The following is a 22778-nucleotide window of genomic DNA, read 5'->3' as shown; positions in this document are numbered from 1 at the left end:
GCCCCGCGTCTTGCGGGCCCGCCAACATCCGAGACGAAGGGGCTGATCACCATGGCGCTTTTCAACCGCAGGGATAAGGATCCGAAGGCCGCCCGGCAGGCCGGGGGCGGAGCCGAGGCCCAGGCGCTGGCCGAGCGTCCGAGCGGCGAGCTGGCCCGCAAGGGCTTCTCGATGACCGTCGGCGCGCTCGAGGCGGCGCTGCTCAAGGAGTTCCCCGCCGAAGATGCCGAGTCATGGGACCGCACCGGCGTGCTCGTAGGCGAGCGGGCGCTTCCCGTGCGGAAGGTGGCCGTGGCGCTCGATCCCACGGTGGCCGCCATCCGCGAGGCCGCGCAGAACGGCGCGAACGTGCTCGTCACGCACCACCCGGCCTTCCTCGCCGCCCCCGACGCCTTCGCGCCGGAGCCGTCGGCGGCGCTCTGCCCCGGCGCAGGCGTGTGGGCCGCCATCCAGGGCCAGGTGGCGCTCATGGACTTCCACACCGCCCTCGACGTGAGCCTGCGTGCCGCTCGCGTGCTGCCCGGCATGCTCGGCCTGGCCTTCAAGGGCACCTTCGCCGAGCCGCTCGCGTCCTCGCGCAAGAAGGGCTACGGCCAGGTGTGCGAGGTGCGCGCGAACGACGCACCCGAGACGCTCGGCCGCCTGGCGGCGCGCTGCACGTCGGTGTTCGGCCGCCAGCCGCGCGTCTGGGGCGACTTCGACGCGCCGGTGCGCACGGCGGTCACGGCCACGGGCTCGGCCGGGTCGCTCGGTCGCGCGTGCCTGGGGCTTGGCGCCGACGTGCTCGTCTGCGGTGAGGTCAAGTACCACGACGCGCTCGAGCTCTCGGCCGCCGGCCTTTCCGTGATCGAGCTCGGGCATGATGTGAGCGAGCTGCCGCTTGTGGCCGTCCTCGCCGAGGCCCTGCTGCGCGTCGGCGTGCCCGACGACCGCATCGTCGCCATCGACCAGTCCGCCAACTGGGCCTATCCCGAGGCCATCCGCATCTAGCATCCGCCCGTCGCCCCTGCGGGCTCGCCTGGCGAAAACATGGATTGCCGAAAAAACTCGCCCCCTCTCCCCGCGCGGGGGAGGGGGCGAGCATTATCATTGTCCTATTAACGTTTCGCAGCGCCCCTGAGAGAAGGGAAGGCATCCATGCAGGCTTCACGCGACGATCTGGCCGCTCTGCTCCAGCTTCAGCAGATCGACCTGGAGGTCATGCGCCAGACCAAGCAGCTCGAGGAGCTGCCCCAGCGAGCGACCATCCTGTCGGTGCGCCAGAAGCGCGAGACGGTGGAGGCCAAGCGCTCCCAGGTGGCGGCCCTGCGCAAGGAGGCGGTGCGCAAGCTCACGCGCATCACCGACGAGGACGCGTCGCTCGCCAAGAAGGAAGCCGGCGTCCAGGCCGCCATCGAGGCAGCCCACGGTGACTTCCGCAACGCCGAGGCGCGCACCAAGGAGCTGGCCGGCATCGCCAAGCGCCGCGCGTCCCTGGCGGACGACCACGACGCGGCCGCGGCGGAGCTGGCGAAGGTGGAGGGCCTTGAGGGCCAGATCGAGCGCATGGTCGCCGACCTCGCCGAGCAGGAGCAGGCCGCCGTCGAGTCCTTCCAGCGGGAGGGCGGCGCCCTCAAGAACGGTATCTCCCAGCTCCAGGCCCAGCGCTCCGCGACGGCCGGCGGGCTCGACCCTGAGGTGCTCGCGCTCTACGAGAAGGCGGCGGCGCGCTCCGGCGGCGTGGCCGTGGGACGCCTCGACGGCAGCCGCTGCGGCGCCTGCCGCGCCTCCATCGACGGCGGCCGCCTCATCGACCTGAAGGCCCAGGCCCCGCTCGGCACCTGCCCGTCCTGCAAGCGCCTCCTCATCATCGCCTAGCGCCACCATACGGCGGGCGGGGCTCCCAGCCTCCGCCCGCTTTTTGTCCCCTAACGCAAAAAAGCCCGCAGATGCGGGCTCGTCTTGCGCGGCACGTCCCGGAGGATGGGCCGCAGGCGGCAGGGAGCGCTAGGCGCGCTCGACCTTGCCGGCCTTCATGCAGGAGGTGCACACGTTGGCCTTGCGCACGTGCCCGCTCTTGTCCTTGATGGTGATCTTCTGCACGTTGGGGCGGAAGACGCGATTGGACACGCGGTGCGAGTGGCTGATGCTACGACCGGCGACGGGGTGCTTACCGCAAACTTCACAAACCTTGGACATGTCTATCAACTCCATTGTTACTTGGTTAACCCACAGGGGAAAATACAGCCCTCAAACTATAGCACAAGGAACAACTGCCCCACAAGAAAAAATTATGGAATATGACCGAGCCGCTCAAGGGGCCGGTGCCTTGGCCCGCGGTCCATGCGCTATACTGCTCAGATGAGTTCGAGGCGGCCCCGCGCGCCGCCCGCAAGCAGGCCGCCCCGGCCGGCTGAGCCTGAAAGGAGCATCATGGACACAACTATCCCCGGTGAGCTCCACGTCGCCAACGACGTGCTGGCGGACATGGTCGGCAACGCGGCCATGGAGTGCTACGGCGTCGTCGGCATGACCGCGCCCAACGCGGCTGACGGCATCGCCAAGATCCTGCCTACGTCGCGCCTGCGCCGCGGGGTGGTGGTGGACGCCACGGAGGAGGGCATCCACGTCGAGCTCTACGTCGTCATCGAGTACGGCACCAACATCTCCACCGTGTCGCGCAACCTCATCGACCAGGTGAGCTTCGTGCTTTCTGAGTATGCTCGGGTTCCCCTGGCCGGCGTCGAGGTTCACGTGCAGGACGTCAAGGTCCGTCGCTAGCGTCGCGTCCGTTGCCCAGCGAGGGGCAGGCCGCGCGCCAAGGCCCTCGAATGCAGTCCCCCTAAGGAGAAACACCCGCCATGCCAACCGCCTTTACCTCTAACGACATCCAGAACGCCATCGCGGCCGCCAGCAAGGCGCTCTCGGCCCGCAAGGAGGAGATCAACCGTCTCAACGTGTTCCCCGTCCCCGACGGCGACACCGGCACCAACATGTCGTTGACCATCGAGAGCGTCGTGGGGAACCTCGCGCGCCTGCCCATCGGGGCCGACGGCGCCGAGATCCGCAAGGCCATCACCACCGGCGCGCTCATGGGTGCCCGCGGCAATTCCGGCGTCATCACCTCGCAGATCCTCCGCGGCCTCTGCGAGGGCACGGTCGGCTGGGAGGGACTTACCTCCGCGTCGCTGGCCACCGCCTTCGAGAAGGCCGTCGAGGTGGCCTTCCAGGCCGTGCGCAAGCCGGTCGAGGGCACCATCCTCACCGTCCTGCGCGACAGCGCCCAGGCGGCAGTGAACGCCTCCAAGCTGGGGCTTCCCACCCCCGAGGCGCTCGAGGCCGTCGTGAGCGAGGCCTATGCCTCCGTCCAGCGCACCCCCGACTTGCTGCCCGTGCTCAAGGAGAACGGCGTGGTGGACGCGGGCGGCTTCGGCCTGGCCATCTTCTTCGACGCCTTCGCGAGCGCGCTCACCGGCAAGGAGGGCACCCTCGGCGACGAGCTGGCCTTCGCCCGCGGCACCGCCCCCAAGGTGGAGATCGAGCAGATCAACGACTGGGAGGGCTCGGCCTTCCGCTACTGCAACGAGTTCCTGGTGGATTCTGACACGCTCGACACCGAGGAGGCGCTCGAGTTTCTGGCCACCATGGGCGACTGCGAGCTGTGCGTCGGCTCGGTGCCCAAGTTCAAGGTGCACGTCCACTCCAACACGCCGGACAAGGTGCTCGCCTACTTCCTCGAGCGCGGCCAGATCTCCGAGGTGTTCATCCACAACATGCAGCTCCAGAGCGAGGAGCGCACCGAGAAGCTCGCCGCCGAGCAGCAGGCCGAGGTCAAGCCGCTCGGGTTCGTGGCCGTGGCCGCGGGCGAGGGCAACGCCGAGATCCTGCGCAGCCTGGGCGTGGACGTGGTCGTCTCCGGCGGCCAGACCATGAACCCCTCCACCAAGGACCTGCTGGACGCGGCTGACCAGGTGAACGCCGATGCCGTCATCCTGCTGCCGAACAACTCCAACATCATCATGGCCGCCCAGAGCGCCGCCGAGCTGTGCGAGCGCCCCTGCGCCGTGGTGCCCACCAAGAGCGTGCCGCAAGCCTTCGCGGCCTTGTTCGCCGTCGATCAGGACGCCTCGCTCGAGACCAACGTCGAGGAGATGACGGCCGCCTACGGCGACGTGCGCACCGGCGAGGTGACCACCGCCATCAAGGACTCCCATGACGCCGCGGGCAACCCTATCGCCGAGGGCGACGTCATCGGCATCTGCGACGGCTCCATCGACGCGGTGGGCTCGTCGGTTCCCGGCGTGGTGATGGATCTCTTGGCCGTCATGGAGGCTGAGGACGCCGACACCTGCACGCTCCTGGCCGGCGAGGATCTGTCCCAGGACGACTTCGAGGCGCTCATCGAGGCCATCGAGGAGGCCTACGAGGACCTGGAGGTGGACGCCCATCGCGGCGAGCAGCCCCTCTATCCGATCATCCTCTCGGTCGAGTAGCCCGCTTGGCCGCCGCCTCCCACAGCCGAAGCACGCACGAGGGCGCCCCTGCGGGGGCGCCTGATCGTCTGGCGGCCACGCTTGCCCTCGACGAGCCCGTCGGCCGGGTGCGCCTGGTGAGCCCCGCTCGCGCCAAGGCCCTCGAGAAGCTGGGCATCCGCACCGTCCGCGACCTGGTGACCCACTTCCCGCGGCGCTACGTGGACCTGTCGGCCGTGCGCACGGTAGCCGACGCGCGCATCGGCGAGTCGTGCACCATTCGCGGCACCGTCCACGAGATCAAGCTCAAGCGCCCGCGGCCCAACCTGCCTCTCGTGGAGCTGGCGCTCGTGGACGGCACGGGCACCCTCATGGTGACGTGCTTCCGCCAGCCGTGGCTCATGGATCAGGTGAAGGCGGGCGACGCGGTGGCCGTGGCCGGCAAGGTGGAGTTCGACTACGGCTTCAAGCGCATGACCAACCCCTACCTGGAGAAGGTGGGGGAGGGCCAGGTGGCGGCCATGATCATCCCCGTGCACCCGGCCACCGAGAAGCTCTCGCCGGCGTGGATGCGGCGGCTGGCGGAGAACGCGCTTGCCGCGGTGCGGGGGCTCTACGATCCGCTGCCCCTGGCCCTGCGCGAGAAGTACCGTCTGATGAGCCGCGGGTCGGCGCTCGCGTGCATCCACTTCCCCCAGGCCATGGCGGAGGTGGCCGAGGCGCGTCGGCGCCTGGCCTACGAGGAGCTGCTCGTGCTCGAGCTGTTCCTCATGCAGGAGGGGGCGCGCCGCAGCGCCGGGCGCAAGCCGGTGGCCCACGTGACCGACGGCGCGCACCAGGCGGCGCTTGCTGCAGCGCTGCCCTTCGCCCTCACCGGCGAGCAGGAGCAGGCGCGCCGCGACCTCATGGCCGTCATGGGGGCGCCGCGCACCGCCAACCACATGATCTTGGGCGACGTGGGCACCGGCAAGACCGCCGTGGCCGCCTTCGCCCTGGCCGCCGCGGCCGACACGGGCGGGCAGGCCCTGCTCATGGCGCCCACCGAGGTGCTGGCCACCCAGCACGGGCGCAGCCTGGGCCCGCTTCTGGAGGCCGCGGGCGTCACCTACGAGGTGCTCACCGGCTCCACGCCCGCCGCCGAGCGGGCGGCTGTTCTCGAGCGCGTGGCTGCCGGCACGGTGGACGTGCTCATCGGCACCCACGCCCTGCTGGAGGACGACGTGGCCCCGCGCAGTCTCACGCTCGTGGTCATCGACGAGCAGCAGCGCTTCGGCGTGGATCAGCGGGCGCGCCTGCTGGCCAAGGGCGAGGCGCCCGACGCCGTGTACCTGACGGCCACGCCCATCCCGCGCACGCTGGCGCTTGCGCTCTTCGGCAGCCTCACACTGTCCTACCTCCGCGAGAAGCCCCATGCCGGGGCCGCGCGAACCACCCACGTGGTGACCAAGCAGGACCGCGGGCGCGCCTACGATGCGGCACGGGAGGCGCTTTCCCGAGGCGAGCAGGTCTATGTGGTGTGCCCTCTCATCGGCAAGGACACCGCCGAGCGCGACGCCAAGGCCGCGGCCGATCGCGACGAGGAGGACGTGGCGGCGCACCCGGTGGTGAGCATCGAGTCCGAGGCCGACCTGGCCGGCGACGACGTAGCCGCGGCCACCCGCGAGGCGGCCATGCTCCAGTCGTCCACCTTCGTCGACACCGAGGTGGCGCTCCTTCACGGCGGCATGGCCGCAGCGGAGAAGAAGCAGGTCATGGAGCGGTTCCGCGCAGGCGAGATAGGGGTGCTCGTGGCTACAACCGTCATCGAGGTGGGCGTGGACGTGCCCAATGCCACGGTGATGATCATCGAGGACGCCGACCGCTTCGGCCTCTCGCAGCTCCACCAGCTGCGCGGGCGCGTGGGTCGCGGCGAGAAGCCGGCCGAGGTGTTTCTGGTGTCCGCGTCCAAGCAGGAGGCGGCGCTCCAGCGCCTGGCGGCCATGGAGACCACCGACGACGGCTTCGAGCTGGCGTCGTTCGACCTGTCGCTGCGCCGTGAGGGCGACATCCTCGGCAACCGCCAGCACGGCGCCTCGGGACTCAAGCTCGTGAACGTGGTGCGTGACGGACGCATCATCGAGGCGGCCCACGGTGACGCGGCGGCGCTGCTCGAGGAGGACCCGGCCCTCGAGGCTCCCGAGCACCGGGCGCTCGCCCGCGAGGTGCGCCTGCTGGCCGCGCGGTCCGACGTGCCATCGGGCGGGTAGGCGGAGGAGGGAAGGGCGCACGCGCGCTAGCAGGGGGGGGCGGGTCTGGTGCATGGCCGCGCAGCCTTCGAGCGCAGCCGTGCTCCAGGCCCCGCGACCGGACAAGGAAGGAAGACCATGCGGATCATCGCAGGTGAGCATAGGGGGCGCGTGCTGAAGGCGCCTAAGGGGGACGGCACGCGCCCCACCACCGACCGCGTGCGCGAGTCGCTCATGTCCATGCTCGCGAGCGCGCGGGGCGGCTTCGAGGGCGCCGTGGTGCTCGATGCCTTCGCCGGCTCGGGCGCGCTGGCCTTGGAGGCGCTCTCGCGCGGGGCCGACCGCGCCTGCCTGGTGGAGCGCGACGGGGCGGCGGCCAAGGTGGTCGAGGCCAACGCGCGGCTGCTCGGCTATGGCCCCGACCGCGCCCGCGTGCGCCGCGCCGACGTGCTGAAGGCGGTGGTGCCGTCTGTGGGGACGCCCTATGATCTGGTGTTTCTTGATCCGCCCTATGCCGTGGAGGCCGCCGAGGTGCTGGCCTTCGTGGCGCGTCTCGATGCCGCGGGGCTGCTCGCGTCCGACGTCATCGTCTCCTATGAGCATGACGCTGCGGCGAGCGCTGCCGTCGACGAGCTGACGGAGGCGGCACCCTTCGCTGTTGCCACGCGCCGTGCCTGGGGCGATACCGTTATCGACCTGCTGCGCCGCCAGCCCGACTAGCGCTGATGCGCCCTGATCCGTTTGAGAGGAATCCCATGAGACGCGCCCTGACCCCCGGCACCTTCGACCCTATCACCGCCGGCCACCTCGACGTCATCACCCGTGCCGCCCAGATCATGGACGAGGTGGTGGTGGCGGTGGCGGCTTCTGCCAAGAAACGGCCGCTGTTCACGCTCGAGGAGCGCGTGGCGCTTGCGCGTGAGGCCACGGCGCATCTGCCTAACGTGCGGGTGGAGCCCTTCGACTGCCTGCTCATCGACTTCGCGCGCCAGCTGGATGCGCGCGTGGTGGTGAAGGGCCTGCGCGCCATCACCGACTTTGAGTACGAGTTCCAGCAGACGGCGCTCAACTACCAGCTCGACAGCGACCTGGAGACCATCTTCATCATGTCGCCGCCGGAGTACATGTACCTGTCGTCATCGGTGGTACGCGAGATAGCCAGCTTCCACGGCGATCTCACGCAGTTCGTCCCCGACTGCGTGCGTCAGGCGCTCGAGGAGAAGTTCGGGGATTAGCCCGATCCTCCGCTTACCGAAAAACCTCGCGGTAAGTTATGGAGAGTTGTACCGATAATCAGTCAGTGGTGAACGCCCCCTGGCGCCCCGGCGGCGCTGTGCTACTATGTTCAATTGAACTACAACGTTCCCTTACCGCAGGTGAGGACGTGATTCATCGAAGGAAACGAGGACGAACGGCCGTGAGCCAGTCGACGCTGACATACCGCACGGAAACTCGCGGGGGGGGGGCAGCCACTTCATGGTAGCCCGCGCAGCCGCCGCGTAGCCGCCCGCGCGGCGCGCCTCGGCGCCAGCCACCCGCGCATCGTCGCGCCCGCGTTCCTCGACCTTCCCAGCACCCAACCGAATACCGCAGCCGACACGCCCCTGGCGCGTTATGTCGTGCAGGTCGTTCCGTCCCGCGAGGACGCGGCGGCCCGCCGCGTCATGGCCCTGGGCGGCGATGTCGTGCGGGCGTGCTTCCCCCTGCGTCGCCAGATGCCGCGCAAGACGGCGGGGGAATGGGGAATTGCCACTGACCTGCTGCTTCCCGGCTACCTCTTCCTCGCCTCCGACGATCCGGAGGCGGTGGCGCATGTCCTGCGTCGCTCTACCCAGCCCGATCTGATGCTGTCCGCGGATGGCGTCTTGGCAGTCCTCACCGACGCTGAGGCAGCACTCGTGCACGCCCTCGGCGGCGCAGAGGGCGTGGTGCGCGTGTCGCGCGGCGCCATCGAGGGCGGGCGGCTTGCGGTGGCGTCAGGCCCGCTCGCGGGGCTGGAGGGGCTCGTCTGCCATGTGGACCGTCATCGCCGTGCGGCCTGGCTCGATCCGTCGCGGGCCGACGAGGTGCTGCTCGGGCGCGCTCCCGGCGCGGCGGCCGGAACGCTCGCGCTGCCGGCGGATGCCCGCGGGCTCAAGGTGGGCCTGGAGGTGGTCTCCAAGAGCTGACCGACCGTAGGAGTCCTCCGCAGCTTGTTGCGGAGAGCCCGAGCGAACGGCGCGTCGGTTCCGATCCGCCGCTCACCCGCTCGAGTTCTTCGCAGGAAACTGCACAGCATATCCCGTCGTGTAAGGCGAGGCCGCGTTCGGCGTCTCGTATAAGCGCGGGAGGGGAATAAGCGAAGCCGCGACCAGGGCTTTCGGGCTCTGGATGGCGAAGCCGTGCCGCTGCCCAGCCGGGTAGTGCGCGGTGCGGCCCTTAGGTCGCCGCGAGGCGCCGGGGGCGAAGCCATGCGCGGGATCGGCCTGGTCGCCCGTGGGCGTCGGCCGACTGCGCGCACGCGGCTGCGGAAGACGGCCCGAGGGGGCCGGCGGCGAAGCCATGCCCGGGCTCGCCGGGTGCAGGCGCGCCTGGCGAGTTGCGGGGGCGTTGCGGCGGGGCGGCCCTGCGGGGGCCGCGGGCGCCGCCGCGCCCCGATGCGGCGCTCCCTTCGCCCGCCGGATCCCGGTGGCCGGGAAGGGGTCAGCCATGTGGTACGTGGTGCACGTGAGCACCGGGCGCGAGGCCGCGGCCTGCCGTCTCATCGAGGAGCGGGTCGATCCGAGCCTGCTGGACGAGTGCTTCGTGCCGCGCCGCAGCGTCGCCCACCGCGTGGGCGACGAGTGGCAGGCGGCGGAGGAGCCCCTGTTCCCGGGGTACCTGATCGTGGACACCGCCCAGCCCCGCCGGCTGAGGGCGGCGCTCGATCGGCTGCCCGACTTCGCGCGGCTCCTCGACGTGGACGGTGAGTTCCTGCCGCTCGACGATGAGGAGATCAGCTGGATCAACGCCTTTACCCGACGCGGCCACCGCGTGGTGGATATGTCGCACGCCGTGGTGGAAGGCGGCGTGGTGCGCATCGTGGACGGCCCGCTCGTGGGCCGCGAGGCCCAGGTCAAGCGCATTAACCGTCGCAAGCGCCGCGCCGTGCTCGAGCTCCAGATCCTCGGTCGCACCGTCGAGGTCCCCGTCGGGCTGGAGATCCTCCGCAAGCAACGCTGATTCCCCGAGAACGTAAGCACCACCCAAGAAAGCAAACGATAGAAGCATTGGCTGACAACGAGATAGACTACCGCGAGGACGACGAGCCGTCGGGCCGCAGGCGCGTGCAGCGGCTGGCGGACGAGTCGCGCGCCGGCGGCCGCCGGGCTGCGGACTCCTCGGAGGCGTCTGCCCCCGCCCCCGCCCGCCCCCGCCGGCGCATGCAGTCGAGCCCCTCGCAGTCCGGCGCGATGCTGCTCACCTTCGACGACCTGACCGAGTTCGTGGAGGAGGAGCGCGCCGAGGCCGCCGGCGGGGCCAACAACCCGCGCCTGCGCGCCCGCGCCGCCGGGGCCGCGCCCTCCGTGCCGCCGCGCGCCCGCCGCTACGCGGTGCGCGAGCTCGCCGGCTACGAGGCCCCCGACGCCCCCGACCCGGCGGTGGCCGACGCCGCCGAGCGGCTGGCGCATGGCCGGTTGGCCTACCGGGCGGCCAAGCGCGCCTTCGACGCGGCCTTCAGCGCGCTGGTGCTGGTCGCGTTCAGCTGGCTCTACCTGCTCATCGCCGTCGCCGTCAAGCTCGACGACCCCTCCGGCCCGGTGCTCTTCCGCCAGAGGCGGGTGGGGCGGCACGGCCGCGAGTTCACCATGTACAAGTTCCGCTCCATGCGCCCCGACGCCGAGGAGCGCCTGGAGTCGCTGCGCGCCATGAACGAGAAGACGGGGCCGGTCTTCAAGATGCGCGAGGACCCGCGGGTGACGCGCGTGGGCCGCGTGATACGCAAGCTCTCCCTCGACGAGCTGCCCCAGTTCGCGAACGTCCTCAAGGGCGACCTGTCGGTGGTGGGCCCGCGCCCGGCCATCCCCTCGGAGGTGGCCGCCTACACCCCGCGCCAGCGCCAGCGGCTGCTCGTGAAGCAGGGCCTCACCTGCTACTGGCAGACCCGCATGAACCGCGACGACCTCACCTTCGACGAGTGGGTGGACCTCGACCTCATGTACATCAAGGGCTGTGGCGTCTGGACGGATGTAAAGCTCGTTATTCAGACTGTGGGCGTCGTGCTAGCTGCTCAGGGGAGGTGAGCAGCCATGCGCGTGAGTGTCGTAATACCCACTTTGAATGCGGCTGGAGAGATAGGATCTCTCCTCGAACGGCTTCTGGCTCAGACGATTAAGCCAAACGAGGTGCTCATAATCGACTCTGACTCCGAGGATGATACGGTGGAGATCGTGTCATCCTTCCCTGGGATCACTATGTTGCCCATAGATCGAAGGGAGTTCGATCATGGCGCTACGCGCCATAGGGGCGTCCTTGAGACGACTGGGGATTACGTTCTCTTCCTAACCCAGGATGCTCTTCCCGCAAATTACGATTACATTGAGTCGCTTATTAGACCCTTAGAAGAGGATCCGTTCGTGGCTATGGTTACTGGCCGTCAGCTACCCAAGGCGGACGCGCGTCGCTTCGAACAGCTTGTGAGGGAATTCAACTATCCAGCGCGATCGGTCGTGAAGAGCAAGAGCAGTATCGCTGAGATGGGAGTTAAGGCCTATTACGCCTCTGATGTCTGCTCTGCTTATCGTCGTTCCGACTATTTTGCGCAGGGGGGATTCCTGCGTCCTTGCGAGACCAACGAGGATATGTTCATGGCGGCGAAGTTCATAAATGCAGGAAAGAAAGTCGCCTATGCGGCTGAGGCGCAAGTTTTCCATTCGCATAATCTCTCGCTGAGGGAGCAATACCTTCGGAACAGGTTACTTGGCAGGGTGCTTGAGGAAAACAGGAGTCTTATATGCTGTGAGTCTGAGGTAGGAGAGGGTGTAGTTCTCGCGAGAAGCGTTCTTTCGCAGTTGATAGCTGAGCACCGCCTCTGTGAGGCCTTGTCTTTCGTCGCGGACTGTGCTGCTCGTCTGATCGGGAACCGCGTGGGGCGGCGGGAGGGTTTTAAACGAATAAGGGTGACATCGTAATGGCTCCAGAGAAGAAGGGGGCGTTTCAGCCAGAAATTGACATATTGATGGCCACGTTCAATGGGGAGAAATATATTACTGAGCAAATCGAGTCGGTTATTGCTCAGAGGGACGGAGATTGGAGACTCTTCGTATCAGATGACTGCTCCTCAGACTCTACGTGCGAGATGGTAAGAAGTTTGGCATTGAGAGATGAGAGAATTCATCTCATTGCTTGCGGCAAGAAAGGGGGGGCGAGAGATAACTTTATCTCGCTCCTTTCCGAAACTGATGCCGACTACGTCATGTTTTGCGATCAAGATGATGTCTGGCTGGATAGTAAAGTGTCCGTTTTGCGTGGCAAGTTGTTAGAGCTTGAACAGCTATACGGCAAAGAACGGCCTCTTATGGTTTTTTCTGATATGAAAGTTGTCGACTCGTCTCTTAACGTGATCTCGGATTCCTTTTTTCGCTATGAAGGCATTGATCCGGCGAGGACAAAACTCGAATACGTTGTGGCTCAAGCTGTCGCACCTGGCTGCACGATGCTCTTTAATCGGTCTTTGCTTGAATTGGCCAAACAGTCTTTCAAAGGTTCTCTCGAAGAGAGGGACGAAATCATAATGCATGATTGGTGGCTAATGATCTTGGTGGCTGCCTTTGGCAGGGTCGATTACGTTTCGGAACCGCTCGCTCTTTATCGTCAGCATGGTGGCAACGAAGTGGGAGCAAGTGGCTTTTCCGTCGGAAATTACTTTGGCAACTTCACGGGCATGGTTGATAGCATTTCTCGCAGCGTCAGACAATGCCGCTTGTTCTTGAACATCTATGATTCGGCAATTCCGGAAGAAGAGGCCTCCAATTTGGAATTGTATGCATCATCCATGACGGGAGGTTCTTGCGCTCGATTGATCGCCCTTTTTCGAAGCGGCTGCTGGAAGAGAGGCTTAAGAAAAGCGGGGCAAATCATGGTTGCTTTGTCCGGTGACAGAGGGATGCGCTCTCGATGAAGTCTGCGACAAAGGAGAGCATAAAGAGTTTTCTTAGGAGACGGCTTGGCCCAAAGACTTATTCCTCGCTGAGAAATGGGGTTCACAATCGTGTTGTCTCTGTGCGTCAAAAGAAATGTGTCTCTGATCTGGGTCTAAAAACGATAGACGCGAGAGTCTCCTATCCGGATATCTATGAGCGTCGTGAGCTCTATACAGGAAATGATTGCTACGGTCATGCCAATCTGCTGAAGAAGTATTCTGGATATGAGAAGCAGATTTTCGCGTGCATAGAGCATGGTGTTTATTTTGGAGGCACCGTATTTAACCGAGAGACGGCAGAAAGCGGATTACCGGGAGTTGTCACTTTTGGCGAAGCTCGCCGGCAACATATACGAGAAACATGTGATAAGCCGGTATTGACAGTCGGGCCATATATTCAGTATGCAGAGCCGCTCATGAGTTCACCTGAAAGTACGGACGAGAACGGGGAGCACAAGAGCGTTCTGACTGTTTTCCCCCAACATTCTGTTCAAGAGGCGACGGCGGAGTACGAATTCGAGGGTCTCGATAGGGATATCTCTCTTTTGGCGTTGCAGCATGAAATAGAAGAAGTTCGCGTCTGCCTCTTCTTTCTGGATGTTTTAAGGGGATTGGGGAGAAAGTACGAGCAGAATGGTTACAGAGTTGTTTGTGCCGGGCATAACATGGATCCTCTTTTTTTGCCACGCCTTCGCTCCATTATCGAGCAGTCGGATCTTACAGCGTCCAATGGGGTGGGGACACATGTCGGCTATTCTGTTGCATTGGGTGTCCCTCACGTAATACTAAGCCAGGCAGCAACTTATTCTTTTTCGGAAAAAGAGGATGAGCGACTGGTGTCTCCCTCTGCCAGGTCGTTGTGCAGGGAGGAAGAGATTGAGGAGGTTGTCTCCGTCTTTCGGATGAGAGAAGGAAAAATAACGGATGCGCAGAAGCATGTAGTCCAGAAGTACTGGGGGCTTGGCATAAGATTATCCAGCGAGGAGATGCGAGCCTCCTTCGACCTTATTAGGAGAGGGGCTGGCGACGAGGCTGTGTGGCGCTTCTCCGATCATAGGGCAACTGTCCTTAGCAAGCAGGTAGAGAGGCGTCTTTTAGAGGACATGCTGCGATGACCTCACTTGAAGACGATAAAGCAGGCCTTCGCGAAAGAGGTCTTCCTCTGCCGCTTACTCTTCTGGAGGGCGGTATTCTGTTGGCCTGTTTCCTCACTTCAGATAATCATGCGAGTAGTCTAGTTTCTATAACCTCCTTTCTTCTGTGGGCTTTCTTCGCGGTAGCATCTCGGCCGATTCTCGTTTTCAAATACTTACAGCTTATTTTTTCCGCAGTGGCTTGCACCTTAGGCTGCCTTATGTGCGAATTCGGCCATTTTTACCTGAATGAGCTGAGCTGTGAATCAGGTTATGTGGGAGCTCTGCCTCTTCTTGTGCTCGCCCAATGGATTATGTTTTGTTCAATTTTGGCGTTTGACACGAAATGCGGGGTTGAAATCGACCTCCCTGTTTTGGTAGAGGAGAGGGGTCGGAGGCAGGCTGTCCTGAAGGAAATAGTCTTTGCTCTATCGATTGCCTTTTTCGTCTTGTCCCTTGTGCTGCTTTTCAGGGTTGCATCGTCTCCTGCGATTTTGATGGGCGTAGATAGGTTCTCTTACGCGAGCAGCTATTTAACGGGTATTTTTGGGAGGATTCCTGGATGGCTGAGTTTCCTTTCCGTGTGTCCAGTTATTTTGACTCGAAGTGAGAAATATCGCTGCTTTGGAGTGGTTTTTCTTGCTGTGTATTTCCTCACTCTTTTTTTGACAGGAACGAAATTCGGCGGCTATTTTAATATCGTATGCCTGTTGTTCCTCGTTCATCTGGACAAGCTCTTTCTCATGGGCCGTCGCAAACTGCAGAAGGTTGTTTTCCTGGCGCTAGGATCTGTACTAATCCTCGTTGCTTTTGCGGCCTTCGCCTATTCGTTTACCTCGACAGTGAGCGCGATGGATTTCCTGACACAGCGCTCTGCCCAGCAAGGGCAGCTTTGGTGGAAGACATATGACTTGCTCGATGGGGCTGTATATCCTGAGCAGCTGCAAAATGAGCTATCCGGTGCTATCTCGGGAAGCACTGTTGTGTCTGGGAATGTGGGCTCAGACTACGGGATATACAACATAATGTACTTCACGGCTCCTACCTCTCGCGTTGATGCGGTCATATCTTCGGGGGTTAGGTATTCTGAGGCTGGTTTTGCCACAGCGCTGTATTGCTTAGGCCCGATCGGGGTCGTGGCTTTCTCCTTTCTCAAGGGGGTCGTGATGGCTTTGCTGGTGAATACCGGCATCAGATGTTTTCTGCATTGGCAGGGGATTCGTGCCGTCCTGTGGAATTGGCTTTACTTGACCTTAATGGCCGTCTTTGCTATGGCTACGCTTAACAGCCTACTCACCACTACAGCTTTTGCCGTCATTTCGCTTTTCTCCATCAGCTGGCTTATGAGCAAGAATTCTTGCAAAAGGACCGAGGCCCTTGCAAGAGGCGTTGTTTTGAGGCGGGTAGGCTGAGCAGGCGTACGGTGAATAGAAACTCTGCTTGCAAATGCGCAGCCTGCGCTGGCTTCTGTTTTTCCGCAGAAGGCGAATGAGTCGCGGTTTAGGAAAAACCCTTAATTCCTTTATATGGTCTTTCCTCGAGCAGGGCGGCTCGAAAGTCGTGGCGCTTCTCGTCCAGATTGTCCTTGCGCGTCTCTTGGCGCCCGAGATGTTCGGCATCTTGGCCATCCTCCTTGTGGTGGTCGAGGTGGCGAACTCGATAGCTCAGAGCGGTTTGGGGATGGCCCTCATACAGAAATCCGACGCTTCGAGCACGTCCTTCTCGACTGCCTTCTGGCTCAGCTTGGGGCTTTCTGTAGCTCTCTACGCGATTCTCTTTATGGCTGCGCCGCCTATCGCTCGCCTCTATGATATGCCTGAGTTGTCCGCGTACCTTCGCGTCCTTACGTTGGCGGTGTTCACCAATGCCGCCAACTCCATACAACGCGCCTACCTGCAAAGAGGCTTCTGCTTCAAGGAGCTATGCAAGGTGAACATCGCTGCCGTCGTTGCTTCCGGCCTCCTTGGCATTCTGGCGGCAACGGCTGGCTGGGGGATATGGGCCCTTGTGCTGCAATCTCTCTCGCTCTCCGTTGTCACATTCGTTTCCTTTCTCTTCGTCGTGCCATGGAGACCCTCGTTTGTCTTCGATGGGGCGGAGGCCAGGTTTCTCTTCTCCTACGGCTGGAAGATCTGCGTTACGGGAATCCTGAACGTCTTGTATGTCGGTGTATCTGAACTCATAGTTGGCAAGACGTGTTCGCCTGCCTCGCTCGGATACTACAGTCAGGGGAGAAAGTGGCCTAATGCAGCCATTTCAATGGCAAGCAACGCATTGCAGAACGTGCTGTTTCCAGTTTTTTCGACGCTTAAGCACAACAGGGATTCTTTGAGAGAAGCGCTAGAGAAGGCGGTTAAGGTTGGGACCTTCGCGGTGGCTCCGCTCTCCTTCTTTTTTGCGGTGATAGCCGAGCCTTTCGTTGCTCTTCTTCTTGGTGACAAGTGGTTGCCGTGTGTTCCCGTATTTCAATTGGCCTGCGTTCCCAACTGTCTGCTGATACTCCAGCTCGTGAACCTCAGGGCCTATATGGCCTTGGGGGATAGCGGCCTCTATCTCAGACTCCAGACGATCAAGGTTGCCATGGGGGTTCTCCTCATCGGTGGTACGGCGGCGGTCAGTCGCGACATTTACTGTGTTGCCGTAGCTGCAGCCGTCGTGGGTGCCGCGTCCATTCTCTTTGTGGATCTCTATCCGGCGGGTCGCGTACTCGGTTATGGCGCGAGGAACCAGCTGGCCGCTGGTCTTCCCGCTATCGGCATGTCGGCTGTCGCGGCCCTCGCGTCCCTCCTCGTGCCCTTCCTGGGCTTCTCGCACCTTCCTTGCCTGGCTCTCCAGGTTCCTGTCTTTTTTGTCCTCTACCTTGCAGGCTCGTGGATTCTCAAGGTGCCGGGGCTTGAGGAGGTTCAGGGGGTGCTGACCGGGCTCAAGGAGGGCAAAGGGAGCAGCGGCTCCCAATGAGAGCGCTGTCGCATTAGGCGATCGGCAAGCCCCGCGCTACGGAAAGGAATAGAACAATGCTAGACGGTAAGACAATTCTCGTAACGGGCGGCACCGGGTCGTTCGGCAACGCGTTCACGCAATACGTGCTCGAGCGCTACGACCCTAAGAAGATCATCATCTACTCGCGTGACGAGTACAAGCAGTTCGTCATGCGCAACAAGTTCGTCGAGCTCGGCAAGGCTGCCGGCAAGGACTATGACTCCAGGCTGCGCTACTTCATCGGCGATATGCGTGACGAAGCCCGGCTGCGCCGCGCCCTCGTCGGCGTCGACTACGTGATCCACGCGGCCGCCCTCAAGCAGGTACCCGCCTGCGAGTACAACCCGATGGAGGCAGTCAAGACCAACATCGACGGCGCCATGAACCTGGTCAACGCCTCGCTCGACTCCGGCGTCCAGAAGGTCGTCGCGCTCTCCACCGACAAGGCTGTCAACCCCGTGAACCTCTACGGCGGCACCAAGCTCGTCTCCGACAAGCTTTTCATCGCGGCCAACGCCTACCGGGGGCAGTCCGGCACCACGTTTTCCGTCGTGCGCTACGGTAACGTCGCCGGGTCGCGGGGCTCGATCATCCCGTTCTTCGACAACCTCATCAAGGGCGGCGCGACGGAACTCCCTATCACGGACTTCCGCATGTCGCGCTTCTGGATCTCGCTCGACGAGGGCATCCAGCTGGTGGTCAAGGCGCTCGCTGAGGCCGAGGGCGGAGAGACGTTCATCTCGAAGATCCCTTCGTTCATGGTCACTGACCTCGCCACGGCGATGGCGCCCAACGCCAAGCAGGTGGAAGTCGGCATTCGCGAGGGCGAGAAGCTCTCGGAGTGCATGGTTCCCGCCGCCGACAGCATGACCACCTACGAGTACGAGAAGAACTACATCATCTACCCGCATATGGAGTGGTGCGACCTGTCCGAGATCGACCTGGCGGGCGGGAAGAAGGTCGAGCAGGGCTTCGTCTACGACTCGGCCACCAACACCGACTGGCTCTCGGTCGAGCAGTTGCGCGAGCTCCTGTCCGACATGACCATCAAGTACTAGGGCGGACTGACCATGGAACTTGCCATCAACGGCGGCCTCCCCGCAAGCGAGCGGTATCTGGGCTACGGGCATCAGGACATCTCGGAGGAGGACATCCGGGCGGTGGTCGACTGCCTGAGGAGCGACTACCTTACCTGCGGGCCGGCGACCGAGGCGTTTGAGGAGGCTCTTAAGGGTGTGACGGGTGCGGAGTTCGTGACTGCTGTGGCGAACGGCACGGCGGCGCTCCATGTCGCCTGCCTCGCAGCGGGGATCAAGCCGGGGGACGAGGTTATCGTGTCTCCCATCACCTTCGCGGCGTCAGCCAACTGCGTGCGCTATTGCGGGGCGACTCCGGTGTTCGCTGACGTCGATCCCGATACCTGGAACATCTCCCCGACGTCCATCCGCGAGAAGATTACCGGCAGGACACGGGCCGTGGTCGCAGTCGATTTCGGCGGCGTACCCGTGGACGCCGACGAGATCCGGGCCATCTGCGATGAGTTCGGCCTCGTCTTCATAGAGGACGCGGCCCACTCGCTCGGATCCTCGCGCGGAGGCATCCCGGTGGGATCCCTCGCCGACATCACGACGCTGAGCTTCCATCCCGTAAAGACGGTCACGACGGGGGAGGGCGGCGCGGTCGTCACGAGCGACCCGGAGCTGGCCCGGATGGTGGGGCTCTACGCTAAGCACGGCATCACCCGCGATTGCGACTTGCTGCGCGACAGGGGTCAGGGCGGCTGGTACTACGAGCAGCTGGTTTTGGGCTACAACTACCGCATCAGCGACATCGAGGCGTCGCTTGGCTTGAGCCAGCTCAGGCGCCTGCCCGAGTTCTCAGCACGCCGTCGAGAGATAGTCTCGTTCTATAACGAACGATTCTCCGAGGTTCCCGAGGTGTCATTCCAAATTGACGCGACCCCCGAGAAGACGACGCGCCACCTCTACTGCCTGAAGTTCGACACCGAGGCGCTTGGCGTGTCCCGCCAGTTCATCTTCGATGCTCTCAAAGCGGAGAACATCGGCGTGAACGTACACTATCTGCCCGTCTACTTGCTGCCGTACTACCAGGATTTAGGCCACGGGCGAGGCGAGTGCCCGAACGCGGAGGACTACTACGACCACGCCGTCACGTTGCCGCTGCACTGCGGTCTCACTGACGAGGACGTCCAGCACGTGGTTGATGCTGTGACGAAGGTTGTTGAGTGGTGCCGGGAGAGAGGGCGGGGTCGAGAATGCTGACCTCCATACCTGAAGATAAGATCCGAGATATGCTGTTCCGCCAGACGAGCAGCTTGTTTCCTCTCGATGACAGCGAGAGGTCAGTCCTAGAGACGCTGTTGCCAGAAGCGCTTGGTCGCTGCGAGAGATCCTTTTCTCGGGTGAGAAACAAATACTATCGTGATGCAGGGCGGGTGAGGTTCGATCCGCTGCATGGATGTCAGTGGGCCTTCTTCCTCTATTCGCTTTCCCGCGAGGCATATCTTGCAGGATGCGGCCCTGTTTGCGACAAGGTCTACGCCCTTTGCAAGGCGCTTTCGGGGGCTGACCTGTTCTACCAGGTTGATATGCCCGATGTCTTCACCTTCGATCATCCGCTCGGCGCGGTGATGGGTCGCGCGTGCTACGGCAATTACTTCAGTTTCGGGCAGGGGTGCACGGTCGGGAACAACCATGGGGCCTACCCCGTATTCGGGGAGTCTGTCTTCATGTTGAGCGACTCGAAGGTGATCGGAAAAAGCGAGATCGGTGATAACGTCATCATTTCGGCTAACGCCTTCGTCAAAGACGAGACCATACCGAGTGGGTCTATCGTTTTCGGCCAGAGCCCCAATTTGGTGATAAAGGAGAACAAATTGGAGTATGTTCGCGAGTACGCCGAATCGGTGTTTGTCTATGACTAGCGCCATCTGCATCATCACGGCGCGTGGCGGTTCGAAGCGCATACCGCACAAGAACATCAAGGAGTTCTGCGGAAGGCCCATTATTGCCTACTCGATAGAGGCGGCGTGTGAGAGCGGGCTCTTTGACGAGGTTATGGTCTCCACCGACGATGAGGCCATCGCGGCTGTGGCGCGGGAGTTCGGCGCATCGGTTCCATTCATGAGAAGCGAGCGTGCCAGCGATGACTACGCAGCTACCTCCGATGTGATCAGGGAAGTGCTAAGCGACTACAAGCATGCTGGCAAGGAGTTCGACGTGGTGTGCTGCCTCTATCCAACAGCCCCCTTTGCCAGTGTTTCGGAGTTACGCGAAGCGGCTGACATGATAGAGAATGGCGCGGAGTCGGTTGTGCCTGTGACTTCCTATGACTTTCCCCCGTTAAGGGGCTTCAAGGTGCATGCAGATGGCTCTCTTTCCTATGCCTTTCCCGAGTTCGCCTCCATGCGAAGCCAGGATCTTCCCAAGATGGCTCACGACTGCGGGCGATTTTATTTCGCCACAACAGATGCGTTTCGAGAGGCAGGAAGCTTCATGACCAGCGAGACGAAGGCTCTCTGGATCCCCCCTCAATTCGTTCAGGACATTGACACGTTGGAGGATTGGGAGACAGCCGAGCAAAAATATCAAGCAATGATCGGAAGGGGTGCTCTATGAGGCTTTTCGATGCTTTAGAGAAGGGGGACGTCTACTTTATCGCGGAGATGTCTGGCAACCACGGGGGCAACGTTGAGAGCGCGATGGAGATCGTGCGCTCGGCTGCCACGGCCGGCGCAGACTGCCTGAAGCTCCAGACCTACACCGCCGACACCATCACCATCGACTGCGACTCGCCCGACTTCCAGACTCAGGCGGGCGGGCTTTGGGAAGGGCGCACTCTCTACGATCTTTACGAGGAGGCGCACACTCCCTGGGAGTGGCAGGAGGAGATCAAACGGGAATGTGAGCGACTAGGAATGGATTTCCTCTCCTCGGTGTTCGATCCTACGTCAGTGGACTTCTTGGAGTCTATTGGCGTTGAGATGTATAAGATTGCCTCTCCGGAGCTGGTGGATATCCCGCTCATACGCTATACCGCATCCAAGGGTAAGCCGATGGTGATCTCGTGCGGAATGGGCAGTGAGGAGGAGATCGGCGAGGCAGTCGACGCCTGTCGGTCGGTCGGTAATGACCAGATCGTGCTGCTCAAGTGCACAAGCGAGTATCCAGCGGTTTATGCGGACATGAATATCATGACCATGGTCGATATGAGGGAGCGTTTCGGGTGCCATGTGGGTCTCTCCGACCACTCCATGGGCTGGGCTGTTGACATTGCCGCCGCTACGCTCGGTGCCGGCGTTATCGAGAAGCACTTCTGTCTTACACGTGAGGACAAGACCGTGGACTCGGAGTTTTCCATGGAGCCGGAGGAGTTCGCCTCCATGGTTCGTGACGTGCAGATCGCCAGAGCCGCCATCGGTTCTGTCACTTACAAACGTTCCGAGAAGGAGGAGCGCGGACTTGTCGGCCGTCGCTCTCTCTATGCTGTGAGACCTATTGCCAAAGGGGAGACGTTTACGACGGAAAACGTTCGCAGCATTAGGCCGGCATACGGCATTGCGCCGAAGCGCCTGGAAGATCTTCTCGGGCAAGTGGCGCGGCGTGACATTGCTTTCGGGTCGCCCATAGTGCCTTCTGACCTGGATGACTGAGGGATCAGGCAGGCAGGGTGGATCTGGCATAACTATCAAGAGAGGAATGGGGCGTGAATAAGTATCTGTTAATTGGCGCGTCGAGCTTCATTGGGGCCTATACGGCTGAGGCACTCCTAGATGCCGGGCATGAAGTCGTTGGTACTGGTCGTAATCCGCATTTTGAGAAGCATTATGCCACCGTGGGCGTTGAGTACCTCCCTTTGGATTTTGACGACCCAAAGGGGCTTGAATCGCTGCCGACTGATATCGATGCAGTCATTCACTTGGCAGGCCGTCTCCCCGCAAATTCCACGTTTAACCTGAAGTCGGAGGATGATGCGGGCGACTACATACGAACAAATACACTGGGAATGACCGCCTTGCTTGAGTGGTGCAGAAGAAATGACGTTGGCAGGATTGTGTCCACCACATCTTACGCCGACGTTCAAAACAGATGGAGCGCCCAAGAAACCGTCTTGGAGACATGGCCAAGGGACTTTAAGCTGAGCGGCGACCATGCCGCCTATGTGATATCGAAGAACGCGGCGTGCGATCTGTTGTCATACTACAACAATCAGTATGGGATGAAAAACGCAGTGTTCAGGCTTCCTCCCGTCTATGGGTGTGGCCCCCACGACTCCCTGCGTGTGAATGGAGTGGTGAGGAAATCGGGTATCGGACTGTTTGTCGACAAGGCGAAGGCCGGCGAGCCCATAACCGTCTTTGGCGATGCTGAAACTGCGGTGAGGGATATCGTCTACGTCAAGGATGTTGCCCAGGCGTTCGTCAGGGCGGCTGGTGGCGAGAGGACGTCCGGGCTCTACAACATTGGGTCTGGTCGCGCGGTATCGCTGCTTGAGCAGGCTGAGGCCATAGCTGATGTGTTTGCCGGGCCGATGGGGAAGTCCGTAGTGAGTGTAGATCCCGATAGGCCGAACGGAATCACACCTTATCGGTTTGAAATCGGTCGGGCCCAGCACGATTTCGGTTATTCGCCGGCGTTTGCCGATTTCCGCGACCTGATGGCGGATTGGAAATTTGAGGAGGAGCGCGGAGTGATGCCGGAGCTTTTCCAGGACACCACCTGTGGTTATCGGGGGGGGGGGCTCAATAGAGAAATCCTAATTGCTTGCGCCGCCAAACCGATCAGAACTGCTTCGAGAAAGGCGGCTTAGC

At 62.5% G+C, this 22778-nt stretch carries 22 protein-coding genes; 21 read left to right on the top strand and 1 reads right to left on the bottom strand.

What is annotated here, in order from left to right; all coding sequences use genetic code 11:
• Positions 1-51 precede the first annotated feature (51 nt).
• Both AC6I0Y_RS07130 and AC6I0Y_RS07125 read left to right on the top strand, forming a co-directional pair.
• Entirely contained in the window at positions 52-990 is a 939-nt protein-coding gene (locus tag AC6I0Y_RS07130; protein ID WP_497730467.1) for a Nif3-like dinuclear metal center hexameric protein, read from the top strand.
• A 147-nt stretch (positions 991-1137) separates the two neighbouring features.
• The gene (locus AC6I0Y_RS07125; RefSeq protein WP_497730465.1) at positions 1138-1857 is read left to right on the top strand and encodes a zinc ribbon domain-containing protein; all 720 of its coding nucleotides are present in this window, start codon (positions 1138-1140) and stop codon (positions 1855-1857) included.
• A gap of 129 nt (positions 1858-1986) precedes the next feature.
• On the opposite strand, the gene rpmB is transcribed toward AC6I0Y_RS07125, so the two are convergent.
• Positions 1987-2178, bottom strand: a complete 192-nt coding sequence (rpmB, locus tag AC6I0Y_RS07120) for a 50S ribosomal protein L28 (protein WP_160710175.1) — start codon at positions 2176-2178, stop codon at positions 1987-1989.
• Between the two features lie 234 nt (positions 2179-2412).
• Here rpmB and AC6I0Y_RS07115 point away from each other — a divergent pair, with 234 nt between their 5' ends.
• From AC6I0Y_RS07115 to AC6I0Y_RS07025, 19 genes are all read left to right on the top strand, one after another.
• Positions 2413-2760: an Asp23/Gls24 family envelope stress response protein gene (locus AC6I0Y_RS07115; RefSeq protein ID WP_160710174.1), complete on the top strand. Its 348-nt coding sequence runs from the start codon at positions 2413-2415 to the stop codon at positions 2758-2760.
• 80 nt (positions 2761-2840) lie between these two features.
• A complete protein-coding gene (locus AC6I0Y_RS07110) occupies positions 2841-4472 on the top strand; it encodes a DAK2 domain-containing protein (protein ID WP_497730462.1) in 1632 nt (543 codons plus the stop codon).
• Positions 4473-4477: 5 nt separating this feature from the next.
• On the top strand, positions 4478-6697 hold the full coding sequence (locus AC6I0Y_RS07105) for an ATP-dependent DNA helicase RecG (RefSeq protein ID WP_497730460.1): 2220 nt from the start codon (positions 4478-4480) through the stop codon (positions 6695-6697).
• A 117-nt stretch (positions 6698-6814) separates the two neighbouring features.
• The gene (rsmD, locus tag AC6I0Y_RS07100) at positions 6815-7396 is read left to right on the top strand and encodes a 16S rRNA (guanine(966)-N(2))-methyltransferase RsmD (protein WP_497730457.1); all 582 of its coding nucleotides are present in this window, start codon (positions 6815-6817) and stop codon (positions 7394-7396) included.
• Positions 7397-7431: 35 nt separating this feature from the next.
• On the top strand, positions 7432-7911 hold the full coding sequence (coaD, locus tag AC6I0Y_RS07095) for a pantetheine-phosphate adenylyltransferase (protein ID WP_160710170.1): 480 nt from the start codon (positions 7432-7434) through the stop codon (positions 7909-7911).
• Positions 7912-8295: 384 nt separating this feature from the next.
• A complete protein-coding gene (locus AC6I0Y_RS07090) occupies positions 8296-8844 on the top strand; it encodes a hypothetical protein (RefSeq protein WP_497730454.1) in 549 nt (182 codons plus the stop codon).
• Between the two features lie 520 nt (positions 8845-9364).
• A complete protein-coding gene (gene loaP / locus AC6I0Y_RS07085; protein WP_497730451.1) occupies positions 9365-9877 on the top strand; it encodes an antiterminator LoaP in 513 nt (170 codons plus the stop codon).
• 47 nt (positions 9878-9924) lie between these two features.
• Entirely contained in the window at positions 9925-10938 is a 1014-nt protein-coding gene (locus tag AC6I0Y_RS07080) for a sugar transferase (protein WP_497730448.1), read from the top strand.
• A gap of 6 nt (positions 10939-10944) precedes the next feature.
• Positions 10945-11826, top strand: coding sequence for a glycosyltransferase family 2 protein (locus AC6I0Y_RS07075; RefSeq protein WP_497730447.1), 882 nt, complete (start codon positions 10945-10947; stop codon positions 11824-11826).
• Positions 11826-12815, top strand: a complete 990-nt coding sequence (locus AC6I0Y_RS07070) for a glycosyltransferase family 2 protein (RefSeq protein WP_497730444.1) — start codon at positions 11826-11828, stop codon at positions 12813-12815. The genes AC6I0Y_RS07075 and AC6I0Y_RS07070 overlap by 1 nt, the downstream gene beginning before the upstream one ends.
• Complete coding sequence (locus AC6I0Y_RS07065; RefSeq protein ID WP_497730441.1) at positions 12812-13951, top strand: hypothetical protein; 1140 nt, start codon at positions 12812-12814, stop codon at positions 13949-13951. The genes AC6I0Y_RS07070 and AC6I0Y_RS07065 overlap by 4 nt, the downstream gene beginning before the upstream one ends.
• A complete protein-coding gene (locus AC6I0Y_RS07060) occupies positions 13948-15381 on the top strand; it encodes a DUF6418 domain-containing protein (RefSeq protein WP_497730439.1) in 1434 nt (477 codons plus the stop codon). The genes AC6I0Y_RS07065 and AC6I0Y_RS07060 overlap by 4 nt, the downstream gene beginning before the upstream one ends.
• Before the next feature lie 76 nt (positions 15382-15457).
• Positions 15458-16927, top strand: a complete 1470-nt coding sequence (locus AC6I0Y_RS07055) for a lipopolysaccharide biosynthesis protein (protein ID WP_497730436.1) — start codon at positions 15458-15460, stop codon at positions 16925-16927.
• Positions 16928-16983: 56 nt separating this feature from the next.
• Positions 16984-18006 (top strand): UDP-N-acetylglucosamine 4,6-dehydratase (inverting), encoded by a 1023-nt coding sequence (pseB, locus tag AC6I0Y_RS07050; protein ID WP_497730434.1) that lies wholly within the window; start codon positions 16984-16986, stop codon positions 18004-18006.
• Positions 18007-18018: 12 nt separating this feature from the next.
• Positions 18019-19230: a UDP-4-amino-4,6-dideoxy-N-acetyl-beta-L-altrosamine transaminase gene (gene pseC / locus AC6I0Y_RS07045; protein ID WP_497730431.1), complete on the top strand. Its 1212-nt coding sequence runs from the start codon at positions 18019-18021 to the stop codon at positions 19228-19230.
• Positions 19224-19892, top strand: coding sequence for an LbetaH domain-containing protein (locus AC6I0Y_RS07040; protein WP_497730428.1), 669 nt, complete (start codon positions 19224-19226; stop codon positions 19890-19892). Before pseC ends, AC6I0Y_RS07040 begins: the two co-directional genes overlap by 7 nt.
• Positions 19885-20586 (top strand): pseudaminic acid cytidylyltransferase, encoded by a 702-nt coding sequence (gene pseF / locus AC6I0Y_RS07035; RefSeq protein WP_497730425.1) that lies wholly within the window; start codon positions 19885-19887, stop codon positions 20584-20586. The genes AC6I0Y_RS07040 and pseF overlap by 8 nt, the downstream gene beginning before the upstream one ends.
• A complete protein-coding gene (gene pseI / locus AC6I0Y_RS07030; protein ID WP_497730422.1) occupies positions 20583-21620 on the top strand; it encodes a pseudaminic acid synthase in 1038 nt (345 codons plus the stop codon). Before pseF ends, pseI begins: the two co-directional genes overlap by 4 nt.
• A gap of 53 nt (positions 21621-21673) precedes the next feature.
• The gene (locus AC6I0Y_RS07025) at positions 21674-22777 is read left to right on the top strand and encodes an NAD-dependent epimerase/dehydratase family protein (protein WP_497730420.1); all 1104 of its coding nucleotides are present in this window, start codon (positions 21674-21676) and stop codon (positions 22775-22777) included.
• The last annotated feature ends 1 nt before the right edge of the window (position 22778 follow it).

It is taken from the genome of Adlercreutzia sp. St.1H8, assembly GCF_059728655.1.
This window is presented reverse-complemented; position numbering and strand designations above follow the sequence as displayed.